The 25,938-nt window shown below is 65.1% G+C and carries 32 protein-coding genes; 12 read left to right on the top strand and 20 right to left on the bottom strand.

What is annotated here, in order from left to right; translation table 11 throughout:
* Positions 1-169: 169 nt before the first annotated feature.
* Positions 170-1,570, bottom strand: coding sequence for an MFS transporter (locus ACVIHF_RS34205; protein ID WP_456793261.1), 1,401 nt, complete (start codon positions 1,568-1,570; stop codon positions 170-172).
* A 326-nt stretch (positions 1,571-1,896) separates the two neighbouring features.
* Between ACVIHF_RS34205 and ACVIHF_RS34200 the strand changes: the two genes are divergently transcribed.
* From ACVIHF_RS34200 to ACVIHF_RS34190, 3 genes are all read left to right on the top strand, one after another.
* Positions 1,897-2,451, top strand: coding sequence for a fasciclin domain-containing protein (locus tag ACVIHF_RS34200; RefSeq protein ID WP_225645290.1), 555 nt, complete (start codon positions 1,897-1,899; stop codon positions 2,449-2,451).
* Positions 2,452-2,632: 181 nt separating this feature from the next.
* Positions 2,633-3,265, top strand: a complete 633-nt coding sequence (locus ACVIHF_RS34195; RefSeq protein WP_456793260.1) for a cytochrome b/b6 domain-containing protein — start codon at positions 2,633-2,635, stop codon at positions 3,263-3,265.
* A gap of 104 nt (positions 3,266-3,369) precedes the next feature.
* Complete coding sequence (locus tag ACVIHF_RS34190) at positions 3,370-4,155, top strand: molybdopterin-binding protein (protein WP_456793259.1); 786 nt, start codon at positions 3,370-3,372, stop codon at positions 4,153-4,155.
* Between the two features lie 110 nt (positions 4,156-4,265).
* Here the strand turns inward: ACVIHF_RS34190 and ACVIHF_RS34185 are convergent, their stop codons facing one another.
* Together ACVIHF_RS34185 and ACVIHF_RS34180 are read right to left on the bottom strand one after the other, a co-directional pair.
* Positions 4,266-5,474, bottom strand: coding sequence for a YbfB/YjiJ family MFS transporter (locus ACVIHF_RS34185; RefSeq protein ID WP_456793258.1), 1,209 nt, complete (start codon positions 5,472-5,474; stop codon positions 4,266-4,268).
* Between the two features lie 89 nt (positions 5,475-5,563).
* Positions 5,564-6,427, bottom strand: a complete 864-nt coding sequence (locus ACVIHF_RS34180) for an EamA family transporter (RefSeq protein WP_456793257.1) — start codon at positions 6,425-6,427, stop codon at positions 5,564-5,566.
* Positions 6,428-6,688: 261 nt separating this feature from the next.
* Here ACVIHF_RS34180 and leuB point away from each other — a divergent pair, with 261 nt between their 5' ends.
* The gene (leuB, locus tag ACVIHF_RS34175) at positions 6,689-7,801 is read left to right on the top strand and encodes a 3-isopropylmalate dehydrogenase (RefSeq protein ID WP_092086966.1); all 1,113 of its coding nucleotides are present in this window, start codon (positions 6,689-6,691) and stop codon (positions 7,799-7,801) included.
* 160 nt (positions 7,802-7,961) lie between these two features.
* On the opposite strand, the gene ACVIHF_RS34170 is transcribed toward leuB, so the two are convergent.
* The gene (locus ACVIHF_RS34170; protein ID WP_069277254.1) at positions 7,962-8,366 is read right to left on the bottom strand and encodes a hypothetical protein; all 405 of its coding nucleotides are present in this window, start codon (positions 8,364-8,366) and stop codon (positions 7,962-7,964) included.
* A gap of 176 nt (positions 8,367-8,542) precedes the next feature.
* Positions 8,543-9,337, bottom strand: coding sequence for a hypothetical protein (locus tag ACVIHF_RS34165; RefSeq protein ID WP_456793256.1), 795 nt, complete (start codon positions 9,335-9,337; stop codon positions 8,543-8,545).
* A 116-nt stretch (positions 9,338-9,453) separates the two neighbouring features.
* On the opposite strand from ACVIHF_RS34165, the gene ACVIHF_RS34160 reads away from it, so the two are divergent.
* Together ACVIHF_RS34160 and ACVIHF_RS34155 are read left to right on the top strand one after the other, a co-directional pair.
* Positions 9,454-10,488 (top strand): aspartate-semialdehyde dehydrogenase, encoded by a 1,035-nt coding sequence (locus tag ACVIHF_RS34160; protein ID WP_028337877.1) that lies wholly within the window; start codon positions 9,454-9,456, stop codon positions 10,486-10,488.
* Positions 10,489-10,528: 40 nt separating this feature from the next.
* On the top strand, positions 10,529-11,089 hold the full coding sequence (locus ACVIHF_RS34155; protein WP_253605505.1) for a TIGR00645 family protein: 561 nt from the start codon (positions 10,529-10,531) through the stop codon (positions 11,087-11,089).
* Position 11,090: 1 nt separating this feature from the next.
* On the opposite strand, the gene ACVIHF_RS34150 is transcribed toward ACVIHF_RS34155, so the two are convergent.
* Positions 11,091-11,747 carry a carbonic anhydrase gene (locus tag ACVIHF_RS34150; protein ID WP_168858194.1) on the bottom strand — a complete coding sequence of 219 codons (657 nt, stop codon included), beginning with the start codon at positions 11,745-11,747 and terminating at the stop codon, positions 11,091-11,093.
* A gap of 143 nt (positions 11,748-11,890) precedes the next feature.
* On the opposite strand from ACVIHF_RS34150, the gene ACVIHF_RS34145 reads away from it, so the two are divergent.
* The gene (locus ACVIHF_RS34145) at positions 11,891-12,769 is read left to right on the top strand and encodes an HpcH/HpaI aldolase/citrate lyase family protein (protein ID WP_253605503.1); all 879 of its coding nucleotides are present in this window, start codon (positions 11,891-11,893) and stop codon (positions 12,767-12,769) included.
* 358 nt (positions 12,770-13,127) lie between these two features.
* Here the strand turns inward: ACVIHF_RS34145 and ACVIHF_RS34140 are convergent, their stop codons facing one another.
* From ACVIHF_RS34140 to ACVIHF_RS34130, 3 genes are all read right to left on the bottom strand, one after another.
* Complete coding sequence (locus ACVIHF_RS34140) at positions 13,128-13,919, bottom strand: glycosyltransferase family 32 protein (protein ID WP_310883408.1); 792 nt, start codon at positions 13,917-13,919, stop codon at positions 13,128-13,130.
* 93 nt (positions 13,920-14,012) lie between these two features.
* On the bottom strand, positions 14,013-14,615 hold the full coding sequence (gene leuD / locus ACVIHF_RS34135) for a 3-isopropylmalate dehydratase small subunit (RefSeq protein WP_456793255.1): 603 nt from the start codon (positions 14,613-14,615) through the stop codon (positions 14,013-14,015).
* Positions 14,616-14,720: 105 nt separating this feature from the next.
* Positions 14,721-15,119, bottom strand: coding sequence for a metallopeptidase family protein (locus ACVIHF_RS34130; RefSeq protein WP_016847635.1), 399 nt, complete (start codon positions 15,117-15,119; stop codon positions 14,721-14,723).
* A gap of 115 nt (positions 15,120-15,234) precedes the next feature.
* On the opposite strand from ACVIHF_RS34130, the gene ACVIHF_RS34125 reads away from it, so the two are divergent.
* Positions 15,235-15,561 carry a hypothetical protein gene (locus ACVIHF_RS34125; RefSeq protein ID WP_057020952.1) on the top strand — a complete coding sequence of 109 codons (327 nt, stop codon included), beginning with the start codon at positions 15,235-15,237 and terminating at the stop codon, positions 15,559-15,561.
* Here the strand turns inward: ACVIHF_RS34125 and ACVIHF_RS34120 are convergent.
* The gene (locus tag ACVIHF_RS34120; RefSeq protein ID WP_253605500.1) at positions 15,558-15,719 is read right to left on the bottom strand and encodes a hypothetical protein; all 162 of its coding nucleotides are present in this window, start codon (positions 15,717-15,719) and stop codon (positions 15,558-15,560) included. The genes ACVIHF_RS34125 and ACVIHF_RS34120 overlap by 4 nt on opposite strands.
* 397 nt (positions 15,720-16,116) lie before the next feature.
* Between ACVIHF_RS34120 and ACVIHF_RS34115 the strand changes: the two genes are divergently transcribed.
* Positions 16,117-16,350: a hypothetical protein gene (locus ACVIHF_RS34115; protein WP_456793254.1), complete on the top strand. Its 234-nt coding sequence runs from the start codon at positions 16,117-16,119 to the stop codon at positions 16,348-16,350.
* 127 nt (positions 16,351-16,477) lie between these two features.
* On the top strand, positions 16,478-16,810 hold the full coding sequence (locus tag ACVIHF_RS34110; RefSeq protein WP_456793253.1) for a hypothetical protein: 333 nt from the start codon (positions 16,478-16,480) through the stop codon (positions 16,808-16,810).
* 75 nt (positions 16,811-16,885) lie between these two features.
* Here the strand turns inward: ACVIHF_RS34110 and ACVIHF_RS34105 are convergent, their stop codons facing one another.
* Complete coding sequence (locus ACVIHF_RS34105; RefSeq protein WP_456793252.1) at positions 16,886-17,179, bottom strand: DUF1330 domain-containing protein; 294 nt, start codon at positions 17,177-17,179, stop codon at positions 16,886-16,888.
* A 158-nt stretch (positions 17,180-17,337) separates the two neighbouring features.
* On the opposite strand from ACVIHF_RS34105, the gene ACVIHF_RS34100 reads away from it, so the two are divergent.
* The gene (locus tag ACVIHF_RS34100; RefSeq protein WP_456793251.1) at positions 17,338-17,904 is read left to right on the top strand and encodes a hypothetical protein; all 567 of its coding nucleotides are present in this window, start codon (positions 17,338-17,340) and stop codon (positions 17,902-17,904) included.
* A 115-nt stretch (positions 17,905-18,019) separates the two neighbouring features.
* Here ACVIHF_RS34100 and ACVIHF_RS34095 read toward each other — a convergent pair whose 3' ends face one another.
* The 7 genes from ACVIHF_RS34095 to ACVIHF_RS34065 all read right to left on the bottom strand — a co-directional run bounded on the left by ACVIHF_RS34095 (position 18,020) and on the right by ACVIHF_RS34065 (position 23,936).
* Positions 18,020-18,229, bottom strand: a complete 210-nt coding sequence (locus ACVIHF_RS34095) for a hypothetical protein (RefSeq protein WP_016847629.1) — start codon at positions 18,227-18,229, stop codon at positions 18,020-18,022.
* A gap of 169 nt (positions 18,230-18,398) precedes the next feature.
* A complete protein-coding gene (gene leuC, locus ACVIHF_RS34090; RefSeq protein WP_057020948.1) occupies positions 18,399-19,805 on the bottom strand; it encodes a 3-isopropylmalate dehydratase large subunit in 1,407 nt (468 codons plus the stop codon).
* Positions 19,806-20,164: 359 nt separating this feature from the next.
* A complete protein-coding gene (rplS, locus tag ACVIHF_RS34085; protein ID WP_018269387.1) occupies positions 20,165-20,545 on the bottom strand; it encodes a 50S ribosomal protein L19 in 381 nt (126 codons plus the stop codon).
* Between the two features lie 109 nt (positions 20,546-20,654).
* Entirely contained in the window at positions 20,655-21,416 is a 762-nt protein-coding gene (gene trmD, locus ACVIHF_RS34080; RefSeq protein WP_456793250.1) for a tRNA (guanosine(37)-N1)-methyltransferase TrmD, read from the bottom strand.
* 9 nt (positions 21,417-21,425) lie between these two features.
* Positions 21,426-21,668 (bottom strand): hypothetical protein, encoded by a 243-nt coding sequence (locus tag ACVIHF_RS34075; protein ID WP_456793249.1) that lies wholly within the window; start codon positions 21,666-21,668, stop codon positions 21,426-21,428.
* Entirely contained in the window at positions 21,613-22,509 is an 897-nt protein-coding gene (locus tag ACVIHF_RS34070) for an alcohol dehydrogenase catalytic domain-containing protein (protein ID WP_456793248.1), read from the bottom strand. Before ACVIHF_RS34070 ends, ACVIHF_RS34075 begins: the two co-directional genes overlap by 56 nt.
* 227 nt (positions 22,510-22,736) lie before the next feature.
* Positions 22,737-23,936, bottom strand: a complete 1,200-nt coding sequence (locus ACVIHF_RS34065; RefSeq protein WP_456793247.1) for an MFS transporter — start codon at positions 23,934-23,936, stop codon at positions 22,737-22,739.
* Between the two features lie 171 nt (positions 23,937-24,107).
* On the opposite strand from ACVIHF_RS34065, the gene gcvA reads away from it, so the two are divergent.
* Entirely contained in the window at positions 24,108-25,019 is a 912-nt protein-coding gene (gene gcvA, locus ACVIHF_RS34060; protein ID WP_225163580.1) for a transcriptional regulator GcvA, read from the top strand.
* A 13-nt stretch (positions 25,020-25,032) separates the two neighbouring features.
* Here the strand turns inward: gcvA and rimM are convergent, their stop codons facing one another.
* Entirely contained in the window at positions 25,033-25,554 is a 522-nt protein-coding gene (gene rimM / locus ACVIHF_RS34055; protein WP_225163579.1) for a ribosome maturation factor RimM, read from the bottom strand.
* Between the two features lie 18 nt (positions 25,555-25,572).
* Positions 25,573-25,905 carry a 30S ribosomal protein S16 gene (rpsP, locus tag ACVIHF_RS34050; RefSeq protein ID WP_016847621.1) on the bottom strand — a complete coding sequence of 111 codons (333 nt, stop codon included), beginning with the start codon at positions 25,903-25,905 and terminating at the stop codon, positions 25,573-25,575.
* Positions 25,906-25,938 lie beyond the last annotated feature (33 nt).

The raw sequence follows: 25,938 nt of genomic DNA, 5'->3' as shown, positions 1-25,938 counted from the left end.
CCCATAACCACCGATGTCGGCTGTTAGCAAAGGCTGGAGCGACAGCTTTCGCAAAACCGGCATTCGTGGTTATGGATCCGGGCTCGCGCGGAGCCTGTCAACGGGCGGCGCTTCGTGCCGACCCGTTGGCTTGGCCGGGACGACGGCGTAGACGGTTCTGCGGTCGACGTCACTCGATGATCTCGTTCAATTCCTTGCCGGTATGCTCCGGCACGAACAGGAACACACCGATCGCCATCGCGATCATCAGCACCGGGATGCACAGGAACGACAGCGCGAACGAGCCGGTGTGCTGCTGAAGCGCGATCGAGACGAAGGGAAACAGCACGAAGCCGACGAAATAGGCGATCGCCCAGACCACGCCGTTGGCGGCGCCGCGGATCCGGGTCGGGAAGATCTCCGCGGTCAGCGTCGTGCTCGGCCCCCAGAAGCCGAGGAAGCCGAGACACCAGGCGAGCCCGAACGCCCATAGCAGCACGCGATCCTCGGAATAGACCCAGAGCGTCATGAAGATCGCACCCTCGATCAGGGTGATGATGAAGGTGCGGCGGCGGCCGATCTTGTCGATCAGCCAACCCACCACGCACAGTCCAAGGAAGCCGCAGAGCCCGTAGAACACGTAGAACAGGCTGTACTCGGCGGTCGACCAGTGCTTCTCGGTCGACAGATACAGCGGCATCCAGGCGCCGACCGTGCCGTAGATGGAGGTCGAGGCGCAGGCGACGAACAGCGCGACAAGCGTGGCGGGCAGCACGTCGGGCATGAACACCTGGCGGATGCCGACCGACTTTGCCTTGCCGAACCAGGCGCTGTCCTCGGCGCTGACCGTGCCGCCGCGCGCAAGCGTCTCCGAGATGCGCCGCTTGCGGTCCTGCGCGCGCACCCAATAGGGCGATTCCGGGCAGGTGGAGCGGATATAGATCGCGAGCAGCGCGATCACGCCGGGCACCATGACAGCGATGCGCCAGCCGAAATTGGCGGCGACGAGGCCCGTGATCGCACCCGCGAGCGTGGCGCCGAGGCACCAGGCCGAGCGGGTGATGCTGATGACGCGGCCGCGCAGCCGGGCCGGCCAGGTCTCCGCCACCAGCATCGAGCCGAGCGACCATTCGCCGTTGAGCGCGAAGAACAACAGCGAGCGCGCGATCACGAACACCGCGAAGGTCGGCGACATCGCCGCGACCGGCATCAGGAGCGAGAACAGCGCGATATTGACGGCGAGCAGCGTGCGGCGACCGTAGCGGTCGGCGAGCCATGGCCAGAAGTAAAGCCCCGCGATGCCGACGAACAGCGCGATCTGCATGCCGGAGCGGTACTCCGGCAGGCTCAGCGAAAATTCCTTGATCACCATCGGCGAGATCAGCGCGAAGATCACGCCGTCCATGCCGTCGAAGCCCCAGCCGAGCGCGTTGGCGGTGGCGATGTGCCAATGCGTTTTCGTGATCTCGGTTGTGTCCGCAACCGCGCGGTAGTTGGCGTATTGCAGATGCTTCTGCTCGAGCGGACCGATGTCGATACTTGCATCGTTCACCGCAGGTGCGGCGTGGCCGTCAGCCGTGATGCTGCTCATGATGCCTCCCCGCGGCCGCTTTCTGCGAAGCTGTGCCGCAACCTCAAGCTGAACCAATCAGCTGACTGCGGCAAGCAAATTGCTCGCGGCAGCGCACGCGTCCATTCCGCTGAATGGAATGCCTAGCGGGCTGCGCGAGGTGTCGCGTGTACGCAGCGCGCGCCGGCCGGTTTCAACAATCACAAAGAATTATTTCCGGAAACCGTCGGGAAAACCTGCCGTAGCTCGGCCAACGACGACGCACTCATCAACCAGCACGCGCCGTTGTTGCCCCTTCAACGCCGGCGAAGCCTCGCCGGTCGGCCTACTCATCGGGAGATGAAACCATGTCGAAGCGTATTGCCTATCTCGCCGCCGCCGCCTTCAGCGCGCTTGCGATCACCGCCACTGTCGTGGCGCCGGTCCGTGCCGAGGAAAAGACCGTGATGGTCGGCGGCGCCGCGATGTTCCCGTCGAAGAACATCGTGCAGAACGCCGTCAACTCGAAGGATCACACCACGCTCGTCGCCGCGGTGAAGGCCGCGGGCCTGGTCGGCACGCTGGAAGGCAAGGGCCCGTTCACGGTGTTCGCGCCGACCAATGCCGCGTTCGGCAAGCTGCCGGCCGGAACCGTCGACACCCTCGTCAAGCCCGAGAACAAGGCGACTCTGACCAAGATCCTCACCTACCATGTGGTGCCGGGCAAGCTCGAGGCCTCCGACCTCACCGACGGCAAGAAGCTGAAGACCGCCGAAGGCGAGGAACTGACCGTCAAGAAGCAGGACGGCAAGGTCTGGATCGTCGATGCCAAGGGCGGCACCTCGATGGTGACGATTTCCAACGTCAACCAGTCGAACGGCGTCATCCATGTGGTCGATACCGTGCTGATGCCGGCGACGTAACACCTGACGGCCTGCTTTAGTCCCTCAAAGGACCCGCGACATAGCGAGCCGGCGCCTCGCCCCGGCTCGCATTTTTGTGACCATATGAAGCAGCCTATATCAAACTGATGATGCGCGACCCCGTAACGGACCGCCGGTTCCGGGCGTATAACCCGGTAACGACCACGAGCAGAGATATCCCATGACGAGCCTTGCCGTCAGCGACCACCAGACAGAGACCGCGGCACCCGCGAAGGCGATCCAGCCGGTCTGGGTGCGCATGGTGCACTGGATCAACGCCTTCGCGATGATCCTGATGATTATGTCCGGCTGGCAAATCTACAACGCCTCGCCGCTGTTTGGCTTCACCTTCTCGCGGAGCATCACGCTCGGCGGCTGGCTCGGCGGTGCGCTGCTCTGGCATTTCGCGGCGATGTGGCTGTTGATGGTCAATGGCCTGGTCTATCTGGCGCTGGGTTTCGCCACCGGCCGCTTCCGCAAGAAGCTGCTGCCAATCACCCCCGGCGGCGTGATTGCCGACACCAAGGCGGCGCTGACCTTCAAGCTGTCGCATGACGATCTCAGCAAATACAATTCGGTGCAGAAACTGCTCTATGCCGGCATCATCGTGGTCGGCGTCGTCATCGTGCTGTCCGGCCTGTCGATGTGGAAGCCGGTGCAGCTGCACTGGCTGGTGTCGCTGTTCGGCGGCTACGATTTCGCCCGCTATGTTCACTTCACCTGCATGGCGCTGATCGTCGCCTTCCTGGTGATCCATGTCGCGCTCGCGCTGCTGGTGCCGAAGAGCCTGCGCGCCATGATCATCGGACGCTAAAGCGCGATGAGATTGTCATCGCGTTTTAGCTTCTTGTTATTTGAGCATGATCTGTTCGGAAAACCGCTTCGCACTTTTCCGGATCATGCTGTAGGAGGTTTGTCATGGGTCGTTTCCGCAAGCTCCTGATCCCCGGTGTCGACAAGAAGCTGCTCGTGCGCGATGCGGTGAAGGCGATGCCGGAGCTGACGCGCCGTCGCTTCATCACGGCGGGCACCAGCCTCGGCGCGCTGACGCTATTGACCGGCTGCGATGTGGTCGATTCGTCGTCGGCCGAGGAAATGCTGAAACACGTTTCGAAGTTCAACGATGCGGTGCAGGCCTGGATGTTCAATCCGGATGCGCTGGCGCCGACCTTCCCCGAGAGCATGATCACGAAGCCGTTCCCGTTCAACGCCTATTACGATCTCGACGACGCGCCTGAGATCGCAGGCGCTGACTGGAAGCTCGAGGTGCGCGGGCTGGTCGAGAACAAGAAGTCGTGGACGCTCGACGAATTGTACAAGTTGCCGCAGGTCAAGCAGGTGACGCGCCACATCTGCGTCGAGGGCTGGAGCGCGATCGGCAGCTGGACCGGGACGCCCTTGCGCGACTTCCTCAAGCTGGTCGGCGCCGACACCCGTGCCAAATATGTCTGGTTCCAGTGCGCCGACAAGGACGGCTACAACTCGCCGCTCGACATGCGCTCGGCGCTCCATCCGCAGACCCAGATGACGTTCAAATTCGCCGACGAGATCCTGCCGCGCGCCTACGGCTTTCCGATGAAGATCCGGGTCCCGACCAAGCTCGGCTTCAAGAACCCGAAATACGTGCTCTCGATGGAAGTCACCAACGACTACAAGGGCGGCTACTGGGAAGACCAGGGCTACAATTCGTTCAGCGGGAGTTAGCCGTCGTCCCGGCCTAGTGCGCAATTGCGCACGGGAGCCGGGACCCATACCCCGCGGCCGAGGGAATAGGCAGGCTGGGAGACGCTCCCCTCCATCCCAACCAGCTGTGGTTATGGGTCCCGGCCTTCGCCGGGACGACGCTGGGAGAGGACCTTCCTCTGAAACGCCGACAGCAGCGCGCCGAGCGCAAGCATCGCGGCCGAGACGTTCAACGCAAATGACAGGCTGCCGACCGCGTCGGTGATGGCGCCGACCACGATCGGTCCGAGCGTCTGGCCGATGCCGAACGCGATGGTCATCGCCGCGATTGCGGTCGGCCAGGATTGCGGCGGGTAGTTGAAACGCACGAAGGCGGTGGTCGAGCCGACCACGGCGAAGAAGGCGACGCCGAAAACCAGCGCCGAGATCGCCAGCAGCAGCGGCGAATGCCCGAAGATCGGCAGGCTGGCGCCGAGCGCGTTGACGCCGAGGATGATGGTGGTGGCGAGCCCGCCGCGGTCGAGCGCCAGCACCCGCCCCCAGACCCAGGGCGTCACGAATGCGCTGACGCCGATCAGGCTCCAGAACGCGCTCTGTGCAGCTGCGCCGCCGCCGCCGTTCCGGACATAGGCGATCATGAAAGTCATGTAGGCGATGTAACCGGCGCCGAACAGGAAGTAGGCGGCGAGGTAGATCAGGACCGGCATGACAGCGAATTGGGTCCGCACGATGCCGCCGGCGGCGGTGTTGGCGTGGAGCGGCGCCAGCATCAGCGGCACGGTCATGATCGCGGAAAGTAGCGTCATCGCCCACCACACGATCCACCACGAGCCGGCGCCGAAGCCCTGCAGCACGAACGGCGCGATCAAGCCCGATGCGAGGATGCCGACGCCCGGCCCGGCATAGAACAGGCTGAGCAGGAAATTCGCGCGTTCGGGTCGCGATTGCGCGATGGTTGCCGCGAGCGCGCCGCCGCCGACGAAGCCAATCGCGGCGGCGAAGCCCACCAGCAGGCGGGCAAAGCTCAGCACCACGAAATTGCCCGTGAGGGCGCAAAGCGCCAGCGACAGCGCGCAGGCCAGCGTCGACCAGCGCACCGATGCGGCAAGTCCGAAGCGTTCGATCAGGCGTGAGGCGAGCAGCGCGCCGACCAGATAGCCGGCGGCGTTGATCGTGTTCATGAAGCCGGCGGCCGAATAGGACCAGGCCAGCTGCTCGCGCATGTCGGGCAGCACCAGCGAATAGGCGAACCGGCCGATGCCGAGACCGACCGTCGGTGCGAGCGACAGAATAAGGATCAGCCGCGCGGCATGCGGGTAGGACGGGGCGGGGGCTCTCACAATTCACTCCGGCAATGCGGCCATTGTGACAGGCCGCGGCGGCGCTGCCCAGCGCCGATGCCCGCAACACTGTCTTGCGTATCAGGCAATCAGGCGATCAGGACCAGCGCGACGCCGATCACGGTCAGCAGGGTTCCGCCGACGATCCGCGCGGTGATCTCGACATGCTTGAGCACCACCGTGCTCATCGCCACGGTGACCAGCGGGTAGATAGCGGCGAGCGGCGCCACCAGCGTGATCGGGCCGTTGCGGACCGCGGCGAACAGGCTGAGCGCGCTGAGCCCGTTGCTGATCCCGGTCAGCGCGAACCAGAACCGGCCCTCGCGCGGCGCCTGCACCATGAAGCTGCCCTTGCGGACCCGTTGCACGGTCAGCACCACCAGCGAGGACATGACGTAGCCGACCAGGCAGGCCCATAGCGGGCTCGGCCAGATCGCAAGGCCGAGCTTGGCGATCGGCGGCACGATGCCGCGCACCAGCGCGCTCGCGAGCGGCAGCAGCAGCGCCCAGCTGCGCCAATGGCCGAGGTCGCGCGGCCTCGTCACGGTGATGATGGCGGCGCCCGCGACCGCGACGACGAGGCCGATGAGCTGCTGCGGCAGCAAGGGCTCGTGCAGCAGCACCACGGCGGCGGTGACCGCAAACAGCGGCGCCAGATTGCCCAGCGTCGAGGTGATGACCGGTCCCAGCGCCCGGTTTGACGCAAAGGTCAGGAGCGTCAGCGAGGCCGGGAAGAACAGCCCGATCGCCATGAAGATCGGCAGCGCACGCCAGACCAGCGGCTCGCCATGCAGGATCAGCGGCGACAGCACCAGGAATAGCAGGGTGAAAGTGGGCACGCTGATCGCGGCGCCCGACAGCGGCTCGACGGTGCGCAGGCCAAGCTGCGCCAGCACCACCCCGGCGCCGAGGAAAATGGCCGAGGCGAAGGCGTAGACGATGGCTGCGGTCATGAGGTCCGTCTTGTTGGCTTCTGAAGGCGCGGGTTGCCCGTTGGGACCATTCTGGGCCGATCCAGGGTGCCTTGCCAATCCGGCTCCGGCGTTTTAGCACTCCGGCCGGATTTCCCCGCTCGTCATGCCCGGGCTCGACCCGGGCATCCATCCATCTTCAAAGGCCTTTCGAAGCGGGATGGATTGCCGGGTCATCTGTGCGAGGACGCGCTTCGCGCTCTTGCCCGGCAACGACAACAACGATTAGCTCGAGGTAACACCATGGCGACCCATAAACTGCTGCTTCTCCCCGGCGACGGCATCGGCCCCGAAGTGATGGCCGAGGTGCAGCGCCTGATCGACTGGCTGAATGCGCAGGGCATCGCGAAGTTCGAGACCGAGCAGGGCCTGGTCGGCGGTTCCGCCTATGACGCCCACAAGGTGTCGATCTCCGAGGGCGACATGGCCAAGGCGACGGCGGCGGACGCCGTGATCTTCGGCGCGGTCGGCGGCCCGAAGTGGGACAGCGTGCCCTATGAGGTGCGTCCCGAGGCCGGCCTGCTGCGGCTGCGCAAGGATCTCGGCCTGTTCGCCAATCTGCGCCCGGCGGTGTGCTACCCGGCGCTCGCCGAGGCCTCGAGCCTGAAGCGCGACGTGGTTGAGGGTCTCGATATCATGATCGTCCGCGAGCTCACCGGCGGCGTCTATTTCGGCGAACCGAAGACCATCACCGATCTCGGCAACGGCCAGAAGCGCGCGGTCGACACCCAAGTCTACGACACCTACGAGATCGAGCGCATCGGCCGCGTCGCCTTCGACCTGGCGCGCAAGCGCCGCAACAAGGTGACGTCGATGGAGAAGCGCAACGTCATGAAGTCGGGCGTGCTCTGGAACGAGGTCATGACCCAGGTCCACGCGCGCGAATACAAGGACGTCACGCTCGAGCACCAGCTCGCCGATTCCGGCGGCATGAACCTCGTCAAGGCGCCGAAGCAGTTCGACGTCATCGTGACCGACAATCTGTTCGGCGACATGCTGTCCGACATCGCGGCGATGCTGACCGGCTCGCTCGGCATGCTGCCGTCGGCCTCGCTCGGCGAAGTCGACTCGAAGACGAAGAAGCGGCGCTCGCTGTTCGAGCCGGTGCACGGCTCGGCGCCCGATATCGCAGGCCGAGGCCTCGCCAATCCGATCGCGATGATCTCGTCGTTCGGCATGGCGCTGCGCTATTCCTTCGACATGGGCGAGCTCGCCGACAAGGTCGATGCCGCGATCGCGGCCGTGCTCGCCAGCGGCCTGCGCACCGCCGACATCAAGTCGGAAGGCACCACGCCGGCCAGCACGAGCCAAATGGGCGAGGCGATCCTGAAGGAATTGCAGAAGCTGCACGCGTGATGGCGCGCGGCTGACACAAACACGATGTCGTCCCGGCGAAGGCCGGGACCCATAACCACCGATGTCGATGGTTACGAAGATCGGCGAACAATCATTTCAGATCGAGAGGCCGCGGCGTATGGGTCCCGGCCTTCGCCGGGACGACGCCGGGTGCGACGTCTCAGTACAGCGGGAAATTCCGCGGATAGCCGCCGAGATCGGCCGGCGGGCTGAGCGGCTGGCGATCGATCGGGCGGTTGTTGTTCTCGCGCGCGAACGAGGGATAGCCGATATCCGGCGGATAGGCGTAGTCGTTGAACTTGCGGTCGCCGGGCAGCACTTCGGTGCCGGCGTCGAGCCACGAGCGCGTGGTGACGTAAACGCGGGTGCGCGGGCCCTGCTGATAGACACGGTTCGGACCTTGGGCGCCGTAATAGCGGCGGCCGTCGCGGTCATACTGCTCCTGCTGCTTGCGCTTGGCCGGGCTCTGCGCGCTGGCCGCGGTCATGCCGAACGCGGTTGCGGTGACGGCAGCCGCGGCAAGCAACACCACGAGCTTGTTCGCGGCAGGGAATTTCAAGGTCATCGCATCCTCGTCATTACGGCCCCATCGGGGCTGGCGCGTCCGCCAAAATCACTCGGAACACATTGTAGCCATGGTGGGGAGGCCGTCACTAGGTCAATTGCGCCACACCGGCCGAGATAATGCGTGTCCAAGCGCAAAAGTTTCATGAAAACCAGTGCCTTGCCACGGTCTCGCCATCAAAGGGCGCCGCGCAGGCGCGGGTTCTCGCTGCCCATGACCCAGTCGGCCGACAGGGCCGGCGCGCCGGAGGTAACGCAGTCGGTGCGCTTGAGCTCGGCATGCGCGAACAGGGCGGCGAGCCGCGGATCGTTGCCCGCGGCCAGCAGGGTCAGGCGGTTCAGCATGCAGATGATCGCGGCGCGCCGGGCCGGCAGGCTGGCGCCCTGGCAGGTCCAGCCGGAGATCCGGAGGTCAGGTGCGTCGGCCTGCTTGAGGAAGCCGAGGCAGGCACGGTCGCCGTCCTGCCGCGCCGGGCGCAGCAAGGTGACGCTGCCGAACTTGCTGTCGACGATGCCGGCCGCCTCGAGCTCGCGGACGCCGCCCGGGGCGAGCCGCCCGGCAATCTCGGTGGCCGCAGGCCCCATGGCCTCGCCGCCGGGGCGGTAGATTTCCAGCTCGGCGACTGTTGCACCGTTGGCATCGGCCCAACGGAAGACGTCCTTGCGGCCGCCCTCGGGGTGCCGGAGGATCTCGTAAGTCTCTGTTTTATCTCGCAGATCGAGCCGGCTCACGGCAAAGACCGGCGCCGTGCGGCCGGCCGGGCTCCAGCCTGCGGCGGCAGGGGCCGCCATCGCCGTTGCGTCGGGCAGTTGCTTCCATAGATAGTTGCCGAGGACGACGAACAGCGCGAGCACGGCGACATAGGCGAACAGCCGGGAGAGCGTGGCGTACACCTCGTCGACGAAGCTCGTCAGCGCTGACGGAATTCTCGTATGATGGGGCGCGGCCGGATCGGCCCGAAATAAACGCATCAAAACGCTCAAAAGCTACGCAACGTTGTCTTGACGGGGTTTCTCGCATAGAAGCGCTGCCTCTTCCCTTTCCGCAGCTTGCGGGGGAACGGGCATTTTTCGTCGGAGAGTGAACGATGGGTTACAAAGTCGCGGTGGTCGGAGCGACCGGCAATGTCGGGCGCGAAATGCTCAACATTCTCGACGAGCGCAAATTCCCCGCCGACGAGGTCGTCGTGCTGGCCTCGCGCCGCAGCGTCGGCATCGAGGTCTCCTATGGCGACCGCACGCTGAAGGTGAAGGCGCTCGAGCACTATGACTTCTCCGACATCGACATCTGCCTGATGTCGGCCGGCGGCTCGGTCTCCAAGGAATGGTCGCCCAAGATCGGCGCCGCCGGCGCGGTCGTGATCGACAACTCCTCGGCCTGGCGCATGGACCCGGATGTGCCGCTGATCGTGCCCGAAGTGAACGCGGATGCGACCGCCGGCTTCACCAAGAAGAACATCATCGCCAACCCGAACTGCTCGACCGCGCAGCTCGTCGTCGCGCTGAAGCCGCTGCACGACAAGGCGACGATCACGCGCGTCGTGGTCTCGACCTATCAATCGGTGTCGGGCGCCGGCAAGGACGCGATGGACGAATTGTTCTCGCAGACCAAGGCCGTCTACACCAACGACGAGCTGGTCAATAAGAAGTTTCCGAAGCGCATCGCCTTCAACGTCATTCCTCAGATCGACGTCTTCATGGAAGACGGCTACACCAAGGAAGAGTGGAAGATGATGGCGGAGACCAAGAAGATCCTCGATCCGAAGATCAAGCTCGCCGCGACCTGCGTACGCGTGCCGGTCTTCGTCGGTCACTCCGAAGCCGTCAACGTCGAGTTCGCCAATCCGATCACGCCGGACGAGGCGCGCGACATCCTGCGCCGCGCGCCGGGCTGCCTCGTGATCGACAAGCACGAGCCGGGCGGCTACGTCACGCCCTATGAGGCGGCCGGCGAGGACGCGACCTATATCAGCCGCATCCGCGAGGACGCGACAGTGGAGAACGGCCTGTCGTTCTGGTGCGTGTCGGACAACCTGCGCAAGGGCGCGGCGCTCAATGCCGTGCAGATCGCCGAAGTCCTGATCAACCGCAAGCTGATCACCGCCAAGCAGAAGGCGGCATAAAAAAGCTGCCGCGGGAATACGGCGTCAGGAAGCGCGTGGCATGGCGGAAGCGGAACAACCGGGGACCTATCGGCCCAATCCGACGCTGAAGCGGGTCGAACGCCGTTTCGAGAACCTGCTGTTCAACAGCCGCTGGCTGATGGCGCCGTTCTATTTCGGCCTCGTCATCAGCCTCGCCGCGTTGCTGTTCAAGTTCTGCATGGAGCTGTGGCACTTCATCCTGCATGTGCCGGATGCCAAGGAATCCGACATCATTCTCGGCGTGCTGGCGCTGATCGACATCTCGCTGACCGGCAATCTGATCCTGATCGTGGTGTTCTCGGGCTACGAGAACTTCGTCTCGAAGATCGATCCGGAAGGGCATCCGGATTGGCCGGACTGGATGACCAAGGTCGATTTCGGCGGCCTGAAGCAAAAACTGCTGGCGTCGATCGTCGCGATCTCGGCGATTCAGGTGCTGAAGGCGTTCATGAACCTCGATACCGCGTTCGACCCCAGCAAGCTCGCCTGGCTGGTCGGCGTGCACCTGGTATTCGTGGTGTCGTCCTTCATGCTCGCGATCTCCGACCGCTGGGGCAGCGGCCATCACGGCGACGAGTAGATTACTGGTCTGATTTCAGCTCGTCGCGGACGCTGATGAATTCCTTCGCGACCCGGTCGAGCACGAACAGCGAGCCCTCGGCGACGCCGAAATAGGCACCGTGCAGCTGCATCTCGCCGCTCTCGACGCGTTCGCGCACGAACGGGAAGGTCATCAGGTTCTCCAGCGAGCGGAACACCGCGGCCTTCTCGATGCGGACGACGAAATCCTGCATGGTCTCATGCTCGCGTTGCTCGACGATTTCGCCGGGCTTGATGAACATCTGCATCCATTTGCCGATGAAGTCGCCGGGCGTGAGCGGCTTGATCTTGTCGACGAAGGCGCGGATGCCGCCGCACTGCGCGTGGCCCAGCACCACGATGTTCTTCACCTTCAAAACGGTCACGGCATATTCCAGCGCGGCCGAGACGCCGTGGGCGTTGCTGTCGGGCTGATAGACCGGAACCAGATTGGCGATGTTGCGGACCACGAACAACTCGCCGGGGCCGGCGTCGAAGATCACCTCCGGCGAGACGCGGGAGTCGCAGCAGCCGATCACCATGGTCTCGGGAAACTGGCCGCGCTCCGAGAGGTCCTGGTAGCGCGACTGCTCGGTCGGCAGCCGCTGGGTCGCGAACGTCCGGTAGCCGTCGATCAACTGCTTCGGAAAGAATTTCATGGTCTCTGGCTAACCACATGCGGGTAACGGGAACAAGACTTTCGGCGTGTGGCCTGAGATGATACGGCAGCGTTGAAGAATGGTTCCCGCCCGATGCCCAAACAATGGACACCGGCGGAGCCCGAGCCCCCAGGAGAATGTCGATGATCCGTCCGCGCCGCAGCTTGTTGTTCATGCCGGGATCGAATGCACGGGCGCTGGAAAAGGCCCGGACGCTGCCGGCGGACGGCATTATCCTCGACCTTGAGGATGCGGTCGCCCCTGACGCCAAGGCCACGGCGCGGGAGCAGATCGCCAAGGCGGTCGCGGCCAAGGGCTTTGGCAAGCGCGAGGTTCTGATCCGCATCAACGCGCTCGACACGCCCTGGTGGGTCGACGACATCGGCATGGCCGGCAAGTCGCAGCCGGACGGGATCCTGGTTCCCAAGATCTCGACCGTCGACGATCTCAACGCCGTCGCCGATCGCCTCAGCGACATCAGTGCGCCTGCCTCGATCCGGGTCTGGGCGATGATCGAAACCGCGCGCGCGGTGCTCGACGCCGACAAGCTGGCCGCGGCATCGAAGGATTCCGAAACCCGGCTCGCCGGCTTCGTGTTCGGGCCGAACGACATTGCCCGCGAAACCCGGATCCGGATGAAGCCGGGCCGCGCGGCGATGATTCCGATGATCACGCATTGCATCCTGGCGACCCGCGCGCACGGGCTCGAGATCCTCGACGGGCCCTATAGCGACATCAGCAATGTCGACGGCTTCGCGGAGGAATGCGCGCAGGGCCGCGATCTCGGCTTCGACGGCAAGACGCTGATCCATCCGAGCCACATCGATGCCTGCAACGCGATCTTCACGCCGCCGGAGGCCGAGGTCGCCGAGGCGCGCAAGATCATTGCCGCCTTCGAGAAGCCGGAGAACGCCTCGCGCGGCGCGATCCAGCTCGACGGCCGCATGGTCGAGCGCCTGCACGCCGAGATGGCCAGGCGCACCATCGCGATCGCCGATGCGATCGCCGCGATGGGGCATTAGCCCAGCGAAGCGTCCCTTCTCTCCCTGTGGGAGAAGGTGGCGCGAAGCGCCGGATGAGGGGTTGTCTCCGCTAGCGAGATTTATCCGTGCGGAGAGAAACCCCTCACCCGCACTCGCTTCGCGAGCGCATCCTCTCCCACAAGGGGAGAGGGTAAGACCGCGCCTGTATCAGCTGCCAAACCTCTCCGACGCCCATGATATGCCATAGCCGCGGGGCGCTCGCATAATTTCTGAATAATAGAAGAGTGCCGCTGATTTGCCCGACGAGTCAAGCTGCCATGTCGAGCCGGCAGTCGCCGGCTACTTTGCATGGGGTTGTTTTCCATATTTGGCGGTGCGCCCCTCCAGGTGAGGGTGATTATCGCGTCCCAAACCTCTCCGCCGCCCACGCGTAGAGGCTGCCCGGGATCGGCGCCTCCTTGCCGCGTCCCTTCGGCGAGATGTGCAGGCCGATGATCCCGGGATCGTTCAGGTACTTCGAAAAATCCGATGGCTCGAAGAACAGTCTCGGCTCGGCGTGCACGGCGTAGAATGATCGCTTCGGCAGCGCGTGCTGCAATTCGCCTGCGCGGCGCGCCAGCGCGGTGAGCGCCGCCGGGCCGTAGATCGCGACACGGATGTCGGCGAGGCGATTGGACTTGCCGCGCAGCCGGCGCATCGCAAAGGTCAGGCGATGGCGCAGCGCCAGCCAGTCCGGGATCAGCTCGTCCTGCTGCATCAGCGCATCGAAGGCGCGCACGATCGGATCGTCGGGCGGCAGATACAGCACGGAGTTGCCGAGCTGCCGCGGCCGCTCCCAGGCAAAATAGGGCTTGGCCGGATCGAGCTCGACGCCCTTCAGCAGCAGCACGTCAGCGTCGAGCCAGAGACCGGCGCGCCGCGCCATCAGCCGCATGCGGAAGAAGTCGCTGAACTGCAGCATGGTCCAGTCGCGCCACGAGCCGTCGGGCTCCGCCGGGCGCAGCTTCTCCGCGAACGAATGCGGCAGCACGGCTTCTGCTTCGGCATTGCCGATACCGTCGGGCAGGCCGGGAATCGGATCGAAACTGTAGACGGTGACCTTGTGCCCCGCCGCCGCCTGCGAGCGCAGGCAGGTCTGGCGCAGCGCGTCCATCGAGCCGTGCCAGAAGGTGACGATGTCAGGCAGCATGCGCGTCAGCTATCGGCGGGTTTGCGGCGAGCGAATTCGGCAAAGAAAAGCCCCGGCGCCTGACGGCACCGGGGCACGATGATGGGCTGAGCCTCAAGCCCAGGCGCGTTCCCTAAGCTTGGTCTCGTAGCTGTCGATCGACGATTTCTTTTCCATCGTCAGGCCGATGTCGTCGAGGCCGTTGATCAGGCAGTGCTTGCGGAACGGGTCGATCTCGAACTTGGCCTTACCGCCGTCGGGACCGCGGATCTCCTGGTTGGGGAGGTCGATGGTCAGCGTCGCATTGGCGCCGCGCTCGGCGTCGTCGAACAGCTTGTCGAGGTCCTCCTGCGACACGCGGATCGGCAGGATGCCGTTCTTGAAGCAGTTGTTGTAGAAGATGTCGCCAAACGAGGTCGAGATCACGCAGCGGATGCCGAAGTCGAGCAGTGCCCAGGGCGCGTGCTCGCGGCTCGAGCCGCAGCCGAAATTGTCGCCGGCGACCAGCACCTTCGCGTTGCGATAGGCGGGCTGGTTGAGGACGAAATCCGGGTTCTCGCTGCCGTCATCCTTGTAGCGCTCCTCGGAGAAAAGCCCCTTGCCAAGGCCGGTGCGCTTGATGGTCTTGAGGTACTGCTTCGGAATGATCATGTCGGTGTCGACATTGATGATCTTCAGCGGCGCCGCGACGCCTTCCAGCGTGGTGAACTTGTCCATCGGTGCTCTTCCCGGGAAAAAAATAGCGGATATCTGCCGGATGTTTATCGCGAATGTGACAGCGGTAAAAGGGCCATTTCTGCAGGGCTGGAGCCCTTTTCCGTTTTAGCCCGCATCGGCCTCAATCGCCTCCATATCGGCGTCGGAGAGGCCGAAATGGTGCCCGATCTCATGGATCAGCACGTGGCGAACGATGTGGCCGAGGGTCTCGTCGTGCTCCGCCCAGTAATCCAGGATCGGCCGGCGGTACAGCCAGACCAGGTTGGGCAGCCGGGCCACGTCGCTATGGCTCTGCTGCGGCAGGCCGATGCCCTGAAACAGGCCGAGCAGGTCGAACTCGCTCTCGGCCTGCATCTCGTCGAGCACCTCGTCGGTCGGAAAGTCGTCGACGCGGATGATCAGGCCCTCGCAGAGGGCCCGGAACGTCTTGGGCAGGCGCTCGAAAACCTCGTGCGCCATGGCCTCCATCTCGGCCAGCGAGGGGGCTTTTTCTGTGGTCCACATGACACTCCTTTAGCGCGAGTGCTATCGGCGGCGCCAGCGCAGTTGACCTTGGCGGCGCAATGGGAGACCGTGCCGCCCACGAATGGGGCTCAAGAATCGAGCTTGGGTGGGCGTAATGAAACGGATCGTGGCGACAGCGCTGTTGGCTGTAGCAGTCGGGCTCTCGCTCCCGGCGACAAAGGCGCAGGCACAGAGCGCGGCGGCTGAGGCGCGCGTCGGCGAGGCGGCACCGGTCGCGCGCACGCGCGTCGTCGAGCGCCGCCGGCTGAAGCGCGTGCCGATCTACCGGTCCCGGCCCGATCATTGGGAACCCGATGTCATCCCGCGCTACAACCCCGGTCCGAACGCCGTGCGCGACTGCACCGCGACCTATGTGCAGGAGCACCGGCCGAGCGGTACCGTGATCACGCCGCGCATGAACTGCTTCTGGCGGCCGGGCTAGTTACGCGTATGTCGGCGCGTTGCGCCGATCATCGCAACAGCCGCGATCAAACCTGTCGCCCCATAGACCGCCGCCGCCATCAGCATCTGCGTGCGATGGCTCGCGGTGCCGATGTCGTCGCCCGGTCCTTGCGAGGCGAGCGCGACATCGCCGAGCATGATGGAACCGCAGAGCGCCGCGAGGGCTGTTCGAAGCAGCCACCTGCGTGCGCGTTTGTGTCATGGCAATCCCGCAACGGACAGAACGCGAGATACGACCATCGTCTATGTCGTTTGCACACGAACGCGAAAAATCGCGCGCAGTGCCGGAACCTGAAGCGCGCCGGCAGCATTCATGTTCGTGGCGCAGTCATTCACTTCCCATTCACGTCGTCCGCATTCTGCTAGCGATCTGCGTCGCGGCAACGGCGTCGATTCGAAAGCTGAAGCGTTTTCCAGCGGAGCCTGTCCCGCGCGTGATGCGGGACGGACACCGGTTCGCGTGAGGAAAACGCGTCAAGCAGAAGTTCGAGTCGTCGTTGCAAGACGTGACTTCAAGGGATCAAGGAGACAATTCATGAAGGCGATGAAGGTTCTGGGGCTCGCGGCTGTCGGTGCCGTGTTGGTGGTGGCGGCGCCGGCCGAGCGTGCAAGCGCGATGTCGCTCGCCACGCCGGGCACAGCCGCCACGGTTCAGGACAACGCGAACCAGGCGACCACGCAGGTACGCTGGGGTGGGCACGGCTGGCATCGTGGCTGGCATCGCGGACATCACCGCGGCTGGGGGCATCGTCGCCACTGGCGCCGTTGATCGCGCGGCGTATCAGCGCAGATGAGACACAGGCCCGTGAGCAGCGGGCCTGTTGTCGTTCTCAGCCATCAAACCGGCAGATTCGCCCACGCGAGATGATATCAATCGCAATCTGCAGGAGTTGATCATGATGAGATGGATCGGTGTTGCGGCTGTCGCGTTCGCGTTGACGGCGCCGGCATCGGCAACCGCCGCGGCATCAGCCAAGCCGCAGGCCGCGGCACCGCAGCGGCAAGCAGGCAAGGCGACTGATATCAGCGCGCAGCGCCATCACCACCATTACCATCGTCGCCACTATCACCACGGCTACCGTCCCTATTACCGGCCGTACTACCGGCCCTATTCCTATTATCGGCCGTACGGCTCCTATTATTACGGGCGGCCCTATTACTATCGGCCTTATCCCTATGCCGCGCCGGCGCCATTCACCTTCGGCTTCGGGTTCGGCCCGTTCTGGTGATGCGCGCCGTCGCGCCGGGCGCGACATCAGCGCTGCAACGAGAGAGCAGCTCCGATCGGAGCTGCTCCGTCCGCCTCAGGGCGCGAAGCCCTTCGCCAGCAGCACAATGCCCTGCGCACCCGCCTTGCGATCCTTCGAGAGCTCGACATATTCGGGCGACTCCGACCAGGCGCGGAATGCGGCTTCGTCAGGGAACGACATCAGCACCAGCTTGTCGCGATCCCAGCTGCCCTCGAGCACCGCGGGCTGTTCGTCGGCCGACAGCAGGCGTCCGTTGAACTTCCTGAACACGTCGAAGAAGCGCGCCTGATACCGATCATAGGCGGCGCGATCGGTCATCTTGAGTTGCACGATAACATAGACAGTCACTGACGTTTCTCCCGGACGCTTCGTCGCAGCGTTTTGCGCGTTCATGACGCATTCAGTCAGCGGTTTCTAGCGTCATGCCGGGAGCGACTGCAATGAACGCAATGAAGCCGGCTGCCATGCAGCTTGGTGCTCGTTGCCGTTGTCAGGGAGGTTCAGAGATGAGGGAGAGCTATTTGCGGCGCGGATTGGTGCGCCGTCTCGGCGTTGCGGCGGCCGCTGTCTTCGCATTGTCGGTTGCTTCGCAGCAGCGCGCCGAAGCGCTGTCGCTGGCGAGCCCGGCCGCCGCGCCCGCGGCAAGGTCTGCGGCCGATGCCATGACGACCCAGGTCCGGCACGGCGGTGGCGGCCACGGCGGCGGAGGTTTTCATGGTGGCGGCTTCCGCGGTGGTGGATTCCACGGCGGCGGCTTTCACGGCGGTGGCTTCCACGGTGGCGGCTTCCGCGCCGCGCCGGCGTTCCATGGCGGCTATCGCTACGGCGGCTTCCATCGCCATTATGGTGGCTACCATCGCTTCTACGGCGGCGGTTATCGCTACGGCTATCGGCCCTATTACCGCCGACACTTCCATCACCGGCGTTTCTTCTACGGATCGTCCTACTATTACCCGGCCTACTACCATCACCGCCGCTGCCGGGTGGTCTGGACCTACTACGGACCGCGCCGGATCTGCCGGCCGTGGTGGCACCACCGCCACTACTGGCGGCCGTACCGGGTCTATTGGTAAAGTTTGAAATGACAGCGGGCGCCTCCGGCGCCCGTCTTGTTGGGTCTCTTTCTTTGCGCGCTGGAGCGTGTTCGAGCGCCGCTTCGCGTGAAGAAAACGCGTCAAGAAAGGGGCGTTAGTCCCAGTTCTTCAGCTTCCAGGACTTTATCTTCCACGGCGTCAGGTTTTCCATCCGCCATTGCGTCCAGCGCTCCGGCGGCCAGTGGCTGAGGCGTGAGGTTTCCTTCACCTCGGGAAGCGGATCGATGATGCGCGCCACGGCACGACGGCGCTTCTGGCGCGTCGCGTCGCTGATCATGTCGACGAATTCGGGTTTATCGGCCACGGCACGCGCTCCTTGCGAAGGCTTGTTTTCGCAAGGAGGTAGTGTGCGTGCGCCCCGTTAACGAGCCGTTTCCGAAACGGCTCGAGCTTGAGACGAAGCAATAGCGTTTTCGAGCGAAGTGTCCCGTTTCGCGTGAAGAAAACGCGTCAAAAAAAATCTGACGCTTGCCTTAGCGCCAGTCGCGGACGTCGACGAAGTGTCCAGCGATCGCGGCGGCCGCGGCCATCGCGGGCGACACCAGATGGGTGCGGCCCTTGAAGCCCTGGCGGCCCTCGAAGTTGCGGTTCGAGGTCGAGGCGCAGCGCTCTTCCGGCTTCAGCTTGTCCGGGTTCATCGCAAGGCACATTGAGCAGCCCGGCTCGCGCCAGTCGAAGCCGGCCGCAATGAAGATCTTGTCGAGGCCTTCGGCTTCCGCCTGCTCCTTCACGATGCCGGAGCCCGGCACGATCATCGCGTTGACATTGCCGTTGACGGTCTTGCCCTCGGCGATCTTCGCGGCAGCGCGCAGGTCCTCGATGCGGCCGTTGGTGCAGGAGCCGATGAAGACGCGGTCGAGCTTGATGTCGGTGATCTTCGTGCCGGCGGTCAGGCCCATATATTTCAGCGCGCGATGCTTGGATATGCGCTTGGCCTCATCGGCGATCTTGTCGGGATCGGGCACGAAGCCGGTCACCGAGATGACGTCCTCAGGGCTCGTGCCCCAGGTGACGATCGGCGGCAGCTTGGCCGCATCGAGCCGGATCTCGTGGTCGAAATGCGCGCCCTCGTCGGAGCGCAGCGTCTCCCAGTAGCGCATCGCGGCGTCCCAGGCGGCGCCCTTCGGCGCCTTCGGGCGGCCGCGCAGGAAGTCGAACGCCTTCTGGTCGGGCGCGACCAGGCCGGCGCGCGCGCCGCCTTCGATCGACATGTTGCAGACCGTCATGCGGCCTTCCATCGAGAGCGCACGGATCGCCTCGCCGGCATATTCCAGCACGTAGCCGGTGCCGCCGGCGGTGCCGATCTCGCCGATGATCGCCAGGATGATGTCCTTGCCGGTCACGCCTTCGGGCAATTTGCCGTCGACGATCGCCCGCATGTTCTTGGCCTTCTTCTGGATCAGCGTCTGCGTCGCCAGCACATGCTCGACCTCGGAGGTGCCGATGCCGTGCGCGAGCGCGCCGAACGCGCCATGCGTCGAGGTGTGGCTGTCACCGCAGACGATGGTGGTGCCGGGCAGCGTAAAACCCTGCTCCGGACCGATGACGTGAACGATGCCCTGGCGCTTGTCGAACTCGTTGTAATACTCGATGCCGAATTCCTTGGCGTTCTCCGCCATCACCCGCATCTGCTCGATGCTTTCAGGATCGGGGTTCGGCTTCGAGCGGTCGGTGGTCGGGATGTTATGGTCGACGACGGCGAGTGTCTTCTCGGGCGCGTGCACCTTGCGGCCGGCGGCGCGCAGTCCTTCGAACGCCTGCGGCGAGGTCACCTCGTGCACCAAATGGCGATCGATATAGAGCAGGCAGGTGCCGTCGTCGGCCTCGTGGACCAGATGGTCGTTCCAGATCTTGTCGTACAGCGTTGTCGGTTTGGACATGAGCTTCAGCTCCAGAAGAAATTCAGTGGTGGAATGGCATGAGCGCGTCTTAAGCGCGCGAGCAGGCGAAAGCGTCGAGGCAGCGTTACGCTGCGCGTCTAAGCTCTGATGTTGCCGACGTAGCAAAGCGCCCGAAGAAGCGGCCGGGCAGCCGCGAGCGATCGTCGATCACGACGCGCTTGCAGGTCTGACTTGGACAGCGCTGGCTTGCTTGATCCGGAACCATTCTAAATTTCTAACACAGGGCTTATAGCCGCGACAATCGATCCATGCGCGGGCCTGCACGTCAGATAGGTATGCCGCAACAAAAAAGCGCGGGGCAGGCCCCGCGCTTTCGGTCACATCCCCTGAGGGAAACGTTACTCGCCGACGGCGGTCTGGCGGTCCTGCTTCTCGACGATGCGGGCCGACTTGCCGCGCAGGTTGCGCAGATAATAAAGCTTGGCGCGACGAACCTTGCCGCGACGCACGACCTTGATCGAGTCGATCATCGGCGACATCACCGGGAAGACGCGCTCGACGCCTTCGCCGTAGGAGATCTTGCGCACGGTGAAGCTCTCGTTGAGGCCCTGGCCGGAACGACCGATGCAAACGCCCTCATAGGCCTGCACGCGGGTGCGCTCGCCTTCGACCACCTTCACGTTGACGATAACGGTGTCGCCGGGTCCGAATTCCGGGATATCCTTGGTGGCGGCGAGCTTGTCGAACTGCTCTTTTTCGAGCTGCTGAATAAGGTTCATTGAAATCTCCATCGGCGGCGCGCCCAGCCTTTCGCGGGCTGCGCAAACGTCCATCTATCCTGCGCGGGTGCGGATTTGGCCGCCCGTATAAGGCAAAGCGCAGGGTTTGTCACCCGTCTGTCTTGTTTTTTGTCCCTCGCGGAGCGGCTTTTTGGCCGGCCTTGCGGGCCCAGAGATCGGGCCGCCGGGCCGCCGTCAGGGCCTCGGATTGGGCCAGCCGCCAGGCCGCGACCTTGGCGTGATCGCCGGAAATCAGGATTTCCGGGATTGGCTTGCCCTCGAACTCCTGCGGGCGGGTGTATTGGGGGTATTCCAGTAGTCCTTCGGAAAAGCTTTCCTCGGTTCCCGAGGCCTGCTTGCCCATCACCCCCGGCAGCAGGCGGACGCAGGCGTCGATCAGGGCCATCGCGGCGATTTCGCCGCCGGACAGCACATAATCGCCGATCGAGACCTCCTCGAGGCCCCGCGCCTCGATCACCCGCTGGTCGATACCCTCGAAGCGGCCGCAGACGATGAGGGGGCCGGGGCCGGCCGCAAGCTCCGCGACCTGGGCCTGGCTCAATGGCCGACCCCGCGGGCTCATCAGCAGGCGCGGGCGGTCAGGCGCGATATCGGCAGCGTCGATCGCCGCCGCCAGCACGTCGGCCCGCAGCACCATGCCCGGACCGCCGCCGGCCGGCGTGTCGTCGACGCTGCGGTGCTTGTCGGTCGCCGAGGCCCGGATGTCGCGCGCTTCCAGCGCCCAGAGTCCGCCAGCCAGCGCCTTGCCCGCGAGGCTCACGCCGAGCGGCCCCGGAAACATGTCCGGGAACAGGGTCAGCACGGTGGCGCGCCATGGTGTCGCCTGGGCTGTGGTGTCTTGCGATGTCATGGCCTCTGGTTACGGCACCACGGCCGTGAGGTCGAGGCTCTGCATCATCGCGGCCGCATCCACTGCGCGGCGGAAGTCGGCAAGCTTGAAGGTCGCGACGTTGATCTTGCGCAGGTCCAGCAGGCCTTCGGCGGCGAGGCCGGCGAGCTGGCCTGGTGCCGTGCGGTCGTACATGAACTGCCCGACCACCTCCCAGTCATTCGCCAGCATCTCGCGGAACGAGAGTTCGAGCGGCACCTCGGCGCTGCCCATCAGCACCATCCGGCCGCCACGCCCTGAGCGCGCGCAGACAGGACAGTGTGGTCGAGGTGCTCTTGGCGGCGCCGAGCAGATCAAGCGCGACATCGGCGGTGCCGCCGGCGGCGCGGCGGATGACCGCAAGGTCGGCTGCGGCATCGCCGCTGACGACGGCGGGAATGACGCGCGGGCCGAACGCATCGCGCAATTGCTCGAGCGCGGCCTCTTTGCGTCCGACCGCAACCACACGGCCCGCGCCCATCGCGACCGCGAGCATTACACCGCCCGAACCGAAATAGCCGGTCGCGCCGTTGACGATGATGGTCTGGCCGCCGCGCAGGCCGGAGCGCTGCAAACCGCCAAACGGCACGATCAGTTTTGCGAGCCCGATCAGCTCGGTGGCCGGCTTGTCGTCGAGATTGGCAAGCGGCGTGACGCAGGCGGCCGGCCAATGCGCGATCTCCGCGAACACACCGTCGCGCCAGCGTGTCTGCAGTGCGAACGCCTCCGGCGTCGTCACCGTGGCGGTGAGGCCGATCAGGATCTGCGGCGGATCGCGATCCGGCACGTCGCCGCGCAGATGCGGGCTCAGGAATACGCGGTCGCCGCTTTGCACATGCGTGACGTTGTCGCCCGCGGCGACGACGCGCGCGATCGCGTTGGTGCCCGGCACGAACGGCATCGGCGGCAGGCTGTAGGGCAGCGCGCCGGACAGCAGCCTGTTGGTGTAGGACAGCACCATGCCGGCTTCGATCCGCACCACGACGCCATCGGGCGCGGGCTTCGGCGTCGTGACATCCTCGAAGCGCAGATCGTTGTGGGCGTGCAGCCGCCAGGCCTTGTGCGTGCTTGTCATTATTGTCCTCCGTGGCACCATTGCTTAGGTAGCCCGGATGCAGCGAAGCGCAATCCGCTCCAACCTCCCCTTGAAAAGGGGAGGTCGCTTTGCTCGCAAGAGCAAAGCGGGTGGGGATCGGTTCTGTCAGCTTGCAGCGTCGCCCGCGGCTGACCCCCATCCCGACCCTCCCCCTTTCAGGCGGAAGGAGACGACAGGCCGTAGCCCGGGCTTAGGCACGACATGCGTCACGCCGTCGTCGGATCGTCAGCGAGATGCCGCGCGAGCGCGACGGCAAGCGGACAGATCGCCAGCGCCGTGAGCGCGGTCGCCGCGGTCGCGAGCGTCGGGCCGAGCACGTCGCCAAGCAGGCCGTAGATAACAGGCGCGATCGCGCCGGATCCGATGGTTCCGGTATAGAACAGCGCGAAGGCGCGCTCGGTCTGATGCGCGGGGGTGAGCTCGGGCACGGTGCCGTAGAGCACCGAGGACGTGCCGTTGAGCATCACGCCGAGCAGCGGCAGCAGCACGATGGCCGGTGCGAGCGGCAGCGCCAGCACCGCGACGATCAGCGCCGCCGTGCCGCCTTCGGTGATCAGCACGGTGCGCAGCGTGCCGACCCGCTCACCGAGCCAGCCGCAGGTGAATTTTCCCGCGGCGCCGCCGATGAAGACCAGCGCCAGCGCGAGGCCGTTGGTCGGCAGCGAAGCGCCCTTGTCGCGCAACAGGAACGGCAGGAAGGTGAGAAAGCCCATCCGGACCGCGGTGTCGAGAATTCCGATCGCGAGCAGCCAGCGAAAGCCGCCGCTTGTGCTGGCGCCGCGCGATGCTGATGTCGCCTTGTGCTCGGCGCCCCTGCCGACCGACGGCATCCAGAGCGCGATGCAGACCGCGACGAGCAAGCCTGCGAGAGCCAGCATGAGCAGCGTGTGCCGCCACGACATGATCACCAGCAGGATCGAGGTCAGGGCCGGGATCGCCGCCTTGCCGAGATCGCCCGAGAAATTGTAGATGCCGAGCGGCCCGCGCGCCGCCGCGCCATAGGCACGCGACACCGCGGCGGATGCGATCGGATGCTGCGTGCTCGAGCCCGCGCCGGAGAGCGCGAGCGCCAGGCCGAGGCCAATGACACCGCCGGAGAATCCAGCAAACGCGTAGCCGAGCGCCGACAGCGCCGTGCCCGCGATCAGGATGATCTTGCCGTCGATCCGCTCCGCGATGCGCCCGACCGGAATCTGCAGCCCGGCCATGGCGCCGGCATAGAGCCCGCGCAGCAGCGCCAGCAGCCCGTAGCTCAGCGCAAATTCGGCCTGCCAGATCGGCAGCAGCACGTAGATGACGTCGGTGTAGCCGTCGTGGAGGGCGTGGTTGAGCCCGGTCACGGTCAGGGTGCGGGTTGACCGGGCACGGTCGGGCCGCGTCGTGCCGGTTTCGGCCGACACGCTCATTGCCGCCCTTCAATGCAAGAAAATCTAAAGATTGGGCGGGCGAGCATCAGGAGGGGGCCTCAGAAAAGAAAGCTATACAAGGAGCTTGCATGGCAGTATGCGCCGCCAAGGCGCTTGTCACAAATCAGCAATAATCGGATCATGCGTTAGAAAATCTTGTATTGAGGGATCATGTTCGTCCCGCGCCGCAGCCTGCCGCCGCTCAATGCGGTGCGTGCCTTCGAGGCCGCCGCACGGCTTGGCAGCTTCAAGGAAGCCGCCGCCGAGCTCAGCGTGACCCATGGCGCGGTCAGTCAGCAGATCCGCCTGCTCGAGGAATGGCTGGGGGCGCCATCGCTGTTTCGGCGATCGGTGCGGCGCGTGGTGCTGACGCCGGCAGGCGCGGCATTGCTCGCGGAGTTCGCCCCCGCGCTCGACCGGATTTCCGCCGCCGTGCAGCAGCATCGCGAGCGGCGCGGCGATCTGGCGGTCGCGGTATTGCGCGTCAATGCACTCGCGACCTTCAGCCTGCGTTGGCTGCTGCCGCGGATGAGCCGGTTTCGCGCCGAGCATCCCGATATCGAGGTGCGCCTGAGCACGTCGAACGATCCGGTGGATGCGTTGTCTGAATCATTCGACGTCGTGATCCGCGGTGGTCCCGACACCTTCCACGGCTTCTCGTCGCGCTTCCTGGTGTCGGAGCGGAGATTGCCGGTGTGCAGTCCGTCGCTATTGGCGCAGCTGCCGCTCAATGAGATCGCGGACCTCTCCAGGCACACGCTGCTGCATGTCACGTCGATGCCGCGGCTGTGGCGCGACTGGCTCACCGAGGCCGGGCAATCCGCGCTGGAGCCGGCGGCCGCGCTGACCTTCGATCACTTCTATCTGACGATCCAGGCCGCGCTCGACAGTCTCGGCGTCGCGATGGGACCGACCGCGCTGATCGCGGATGATCTCGCGGCCGGGCGCCTGGTGACGCCGTTTCCGGATGTCAGCCTGCCGGCGCGGAGCTACTTCGCGTATTTTCCGGCGGGCCGCAGCAACGATCCGCACAGCGCGGTGTTCTGCGACTGGCTCGAGCAGCAGGGCCGGATGACGGGTTGAAAATTATTCTCGGTCAGGCGGCCGACGGATCGTCGCCGTCGATTTCCTTGGGCAGGTCGATCACCACGCGGCCGCCGTCGAGATCGACAGTCGGCACCACGGCATTGGTGAACGGCAGCAGCATCGTCGCGCCCTGCGGCGGGGCGATCTCGATGATGTCGCCGGCGCCGAAATTATGGATCGCGATCACCTTGCCGAGCGGCTGCTCCGTCGTCGTCACCGCGGCGAGCCCGATCAGATCGGTGTGGTAGTATTCGCCGTCGTCGGTGTCCGGCAGCCGGTCGCGCGGAACGTAGAGCTCGAGCCCGTTGAGCCGTTCGGCATCATCGCGGCTGGCGACGCCCTTCAGCGTCACCACCAGATGGTCCTTGGCTTCACGCACATGCGTGACCTCGAACTGGCGCGTGCCGTCCTTGGTCATCAGCGGACCGTAGTCCTTCACGGCCAGCGGATCTTCGGTGAAGGTCCAAAGCCTGACGGCGCCGCGCACGCCATGCGCAGCGCCGATACGGGCGACACAGACCGGTGCAGCCACCGTGGTCGCCGTTCAGCCTTAAGCCTTGGCGGCGGCTTCGGCCTGCGCCTTGCGCTCCTTGCGCGGCACGGCCTTTTCCGGGTTGTTGCGCGGCGCGCGCTTCTTGACGCCGGCGGCGTCGAGGAAGCGGGTGACGCGATCCGACGGCTGCGCGCCCTTGGCGAGCCAGGCCTTCACCTTGTCCATGTCGAGCTTCAGGCGCGACTCGTTGTCCTTCGGCAGCAGCGGATTGAAGTGGCCGAGACGCTCGATGAAGCGGCCATCGCGCGGGAAGCGCGAGTCGGCGACGACGACGTGATAGACGGGACGCTTCTTGGTGCCTGCGCGAGCGAGGCGGATAACAACGGACATTCAGTTCTCCTTCAAAGGTCGATGTGTTCGATT

It is taken from the genome of Bradyrhizobium sp. USDA 4506, from assembly GCF_054058795.1.
Note: the sequence above shows the minus strand (reverse complement) of the source record. Positions and strands in the feature narration are given on the sequence as shown.

Bases quoted from the DNA above. Each gene is read 5' to 3' on its own strand.
- ACVIHF_RS34205 (WP_456793261.1), bottom strand. From the start codon at position 1,570: ATGAGCAGCATCACGGCTGACGGCCACGCCGCACCTGCGGTGAACGAT.
- ACVIHF_RS34200 (WP_225645290.1), top strand. From the start codon at position 1,897: ATGTCGAAGCGTATTGCCTATCTCGCCGCCGCCGCCTTCAGCGCGCTT.
- ACVIHF_RS34195 (WP_456793260.1), top strand. From the start codon at position 2,633: ATGACGAGCCTTGCCGTCAGCGACCACCAGACAGAGACCGCGGCACCC.
- ACVIHF_RS34190 (WP_456793259.1), top strand. From the start codon at position 3,370: ATGGGTCGTTTCCGCAAGCTCCTGATCCCCGGTGTCGACAAGAAGCTG.
- ACVIHF_RS34180 (WP_456793257.1), bottom strand. From the start codon at position 6,427: ATGACCGCAGCCATCGTCTACGCCTTCGCCTCGGCCATTTTCCTCGGC.
- leuB (WP_092086966.1), top strand. From the start codon at position 6,689: ATGGCGACCCATAAACTGCTGCTTCTCCCCGGCGACGGCATCGGCCCC.
- ACVIHF_RS34170 (WP_069277254.1), bottom strand. From the start codon at position 8,366: ATGACCTTGAAATTCCCTGCCGCGAACAAGCTCGTGGTGTTGCTTGCC.
- ACVIHF_RS34165 (WP_456793256.1), bottom strand. From the start codon at position 9,337: ATGCGTTTATTTCGGGCCGATCCGGCCGCGCCCCATCATACGAGAATT.
- ACVIHF_RS34160 (WP_028337877.1), top strand. From the start codon at position 9,454: ATGGGTTACAAAGTCGCGGTGGTCGGAGCGACCGGCAATGTCGGGCGC.
- ACVIHF_RS34155 (WP_253605505.1), top strand. From the start codon at position 10,529: ATGGCGGAAGCGGAACAACCGGGGACCTATCGGCCCAATCCGACGCTG.
- ACVIHF_RS34150 (WP_168858194.1), bottom strand. From the start codon at position 11,747: ATGAAATTCTTTCCGAAGCAGTTGATCGACGGCTACCGGACGTTCGCG.
- ACVIHF_RS34145 (WP_253605503.1), top strand. From the start codon at position 11,891: ATGATCCGTCCGCGCCGCAGCTTGTTGTTCATGCCGGGATCGAATGCA.
- ACVIHF_RS34140 (WP_310883408.1), bottom strand. From the start codon at position 13,919: ATGCTGCCTGACATCGTCACCTTCTGGCACGGCTCGATGGACGCGCTG.
- leuD (WP_456793255.1), bottom strand. From the start codon at position 14,615: ATGGACAAGTTCACCACGCTGGAAGGCGTCGCGGCGCCGCTGAAGATC.
- ACVIHF_RS34130 (WP_016847635.1), bottom strand. From the start codon at position 15,119: ATGTGGACCACAGAAAAAGCCCCCTCGCTGGCCGAGATGGAGGCCATG.
- ACVIHF_RS34125 (WP_057020952.1), top strand. From the start codon at position 15,235: ATGAAACGGATCGTGGCGACAGCGCTGTTGGCTGTAGCAGTCGGGCTC.
- ACVIHF_RS34120 (WP_253605500.1), bottom strand. From the start codon at position 15,719: ATGCTCGGCGATGTCGCGCTCGCCTCGCAAGGACCGGGCGACGACATC.
- ACVIHF_RS34115 (WP_456793254.1), top strand. From the start codon at position 16,117: ATGAAGGCGATGAAGGTTCTGGGGCTCGCGGCTGTCGGTGCCGTGTTG.
- ACVIHF_RS34110 (WP_456793253.1), top strand. From the start codon at position 16,478: ATGATGAGATGGATCGGTGTTGCGGCTGTCGCGTTCGCGTTGACGGCG.
- ACVIHF_RS34100 (WP_456793251.1), top strand. From the start codon at position 17,338: ATGAGGGAGAGCTATTTGCGGCGCGGATTGGTGCGCCGTCTCGGCGTT.
- leuC (WP_057020948.1), bottom strand. From the start codon at position 19,805: ATGTCCAAACCGACAACGCTGTACGACAAGATCTGGAACGACCATCTG.
- rplS (WP_018269387.1), bottom strand. From the start codon at position 20,545: ATGAACCTTATTCAGCAGCTCGAAAAAGAGCAGTTCGACAAGCTCGCC.
- trmD (WP_456793250.1), bottom strand. From the start codon at position 21,416: ATGACATCGCAAGACACCACAGCCCAGGCGACACCATGGCGCGCCACC.
- ACVIHF_RS34075 (WP_456793249.1), bottom strand. From the start codon at position 21,668: ATGGGCAGCGCCGAGGTGCCGCTCGAACTCTCGTTCCGCGAGATGCTG.
- ACVIHF_RS34070 (WP_456793248.1), bottom strand. From the start codon at position 22,509: ATGACAAGCACGCACAAGGCCTGGCGGCTGCACGCCCACAACGATCTG.
- ACVIHF_RS34065 (WP_456793247.1), bottom strand. From the start codon at position 23,936: ATGAGCGTGTCGGCCGAAACCGGCACGACGCGGCCCGACCGTGCCCGG.
- gcvA (WP_225163580.1), top strand. From the start codon at position 24,108: ATGTTCGTCCCGCGCCGCAGCCTGCCGCCGCTCAATGCGGTGCGTGCC.
- rpsP (WP_016847621.1), bottom strand. From the start codon at position 25,905: ATGTCCGTTGTTATCCGCCTCGCTCGCGCAGGCACCAAGAAGCGTCCC.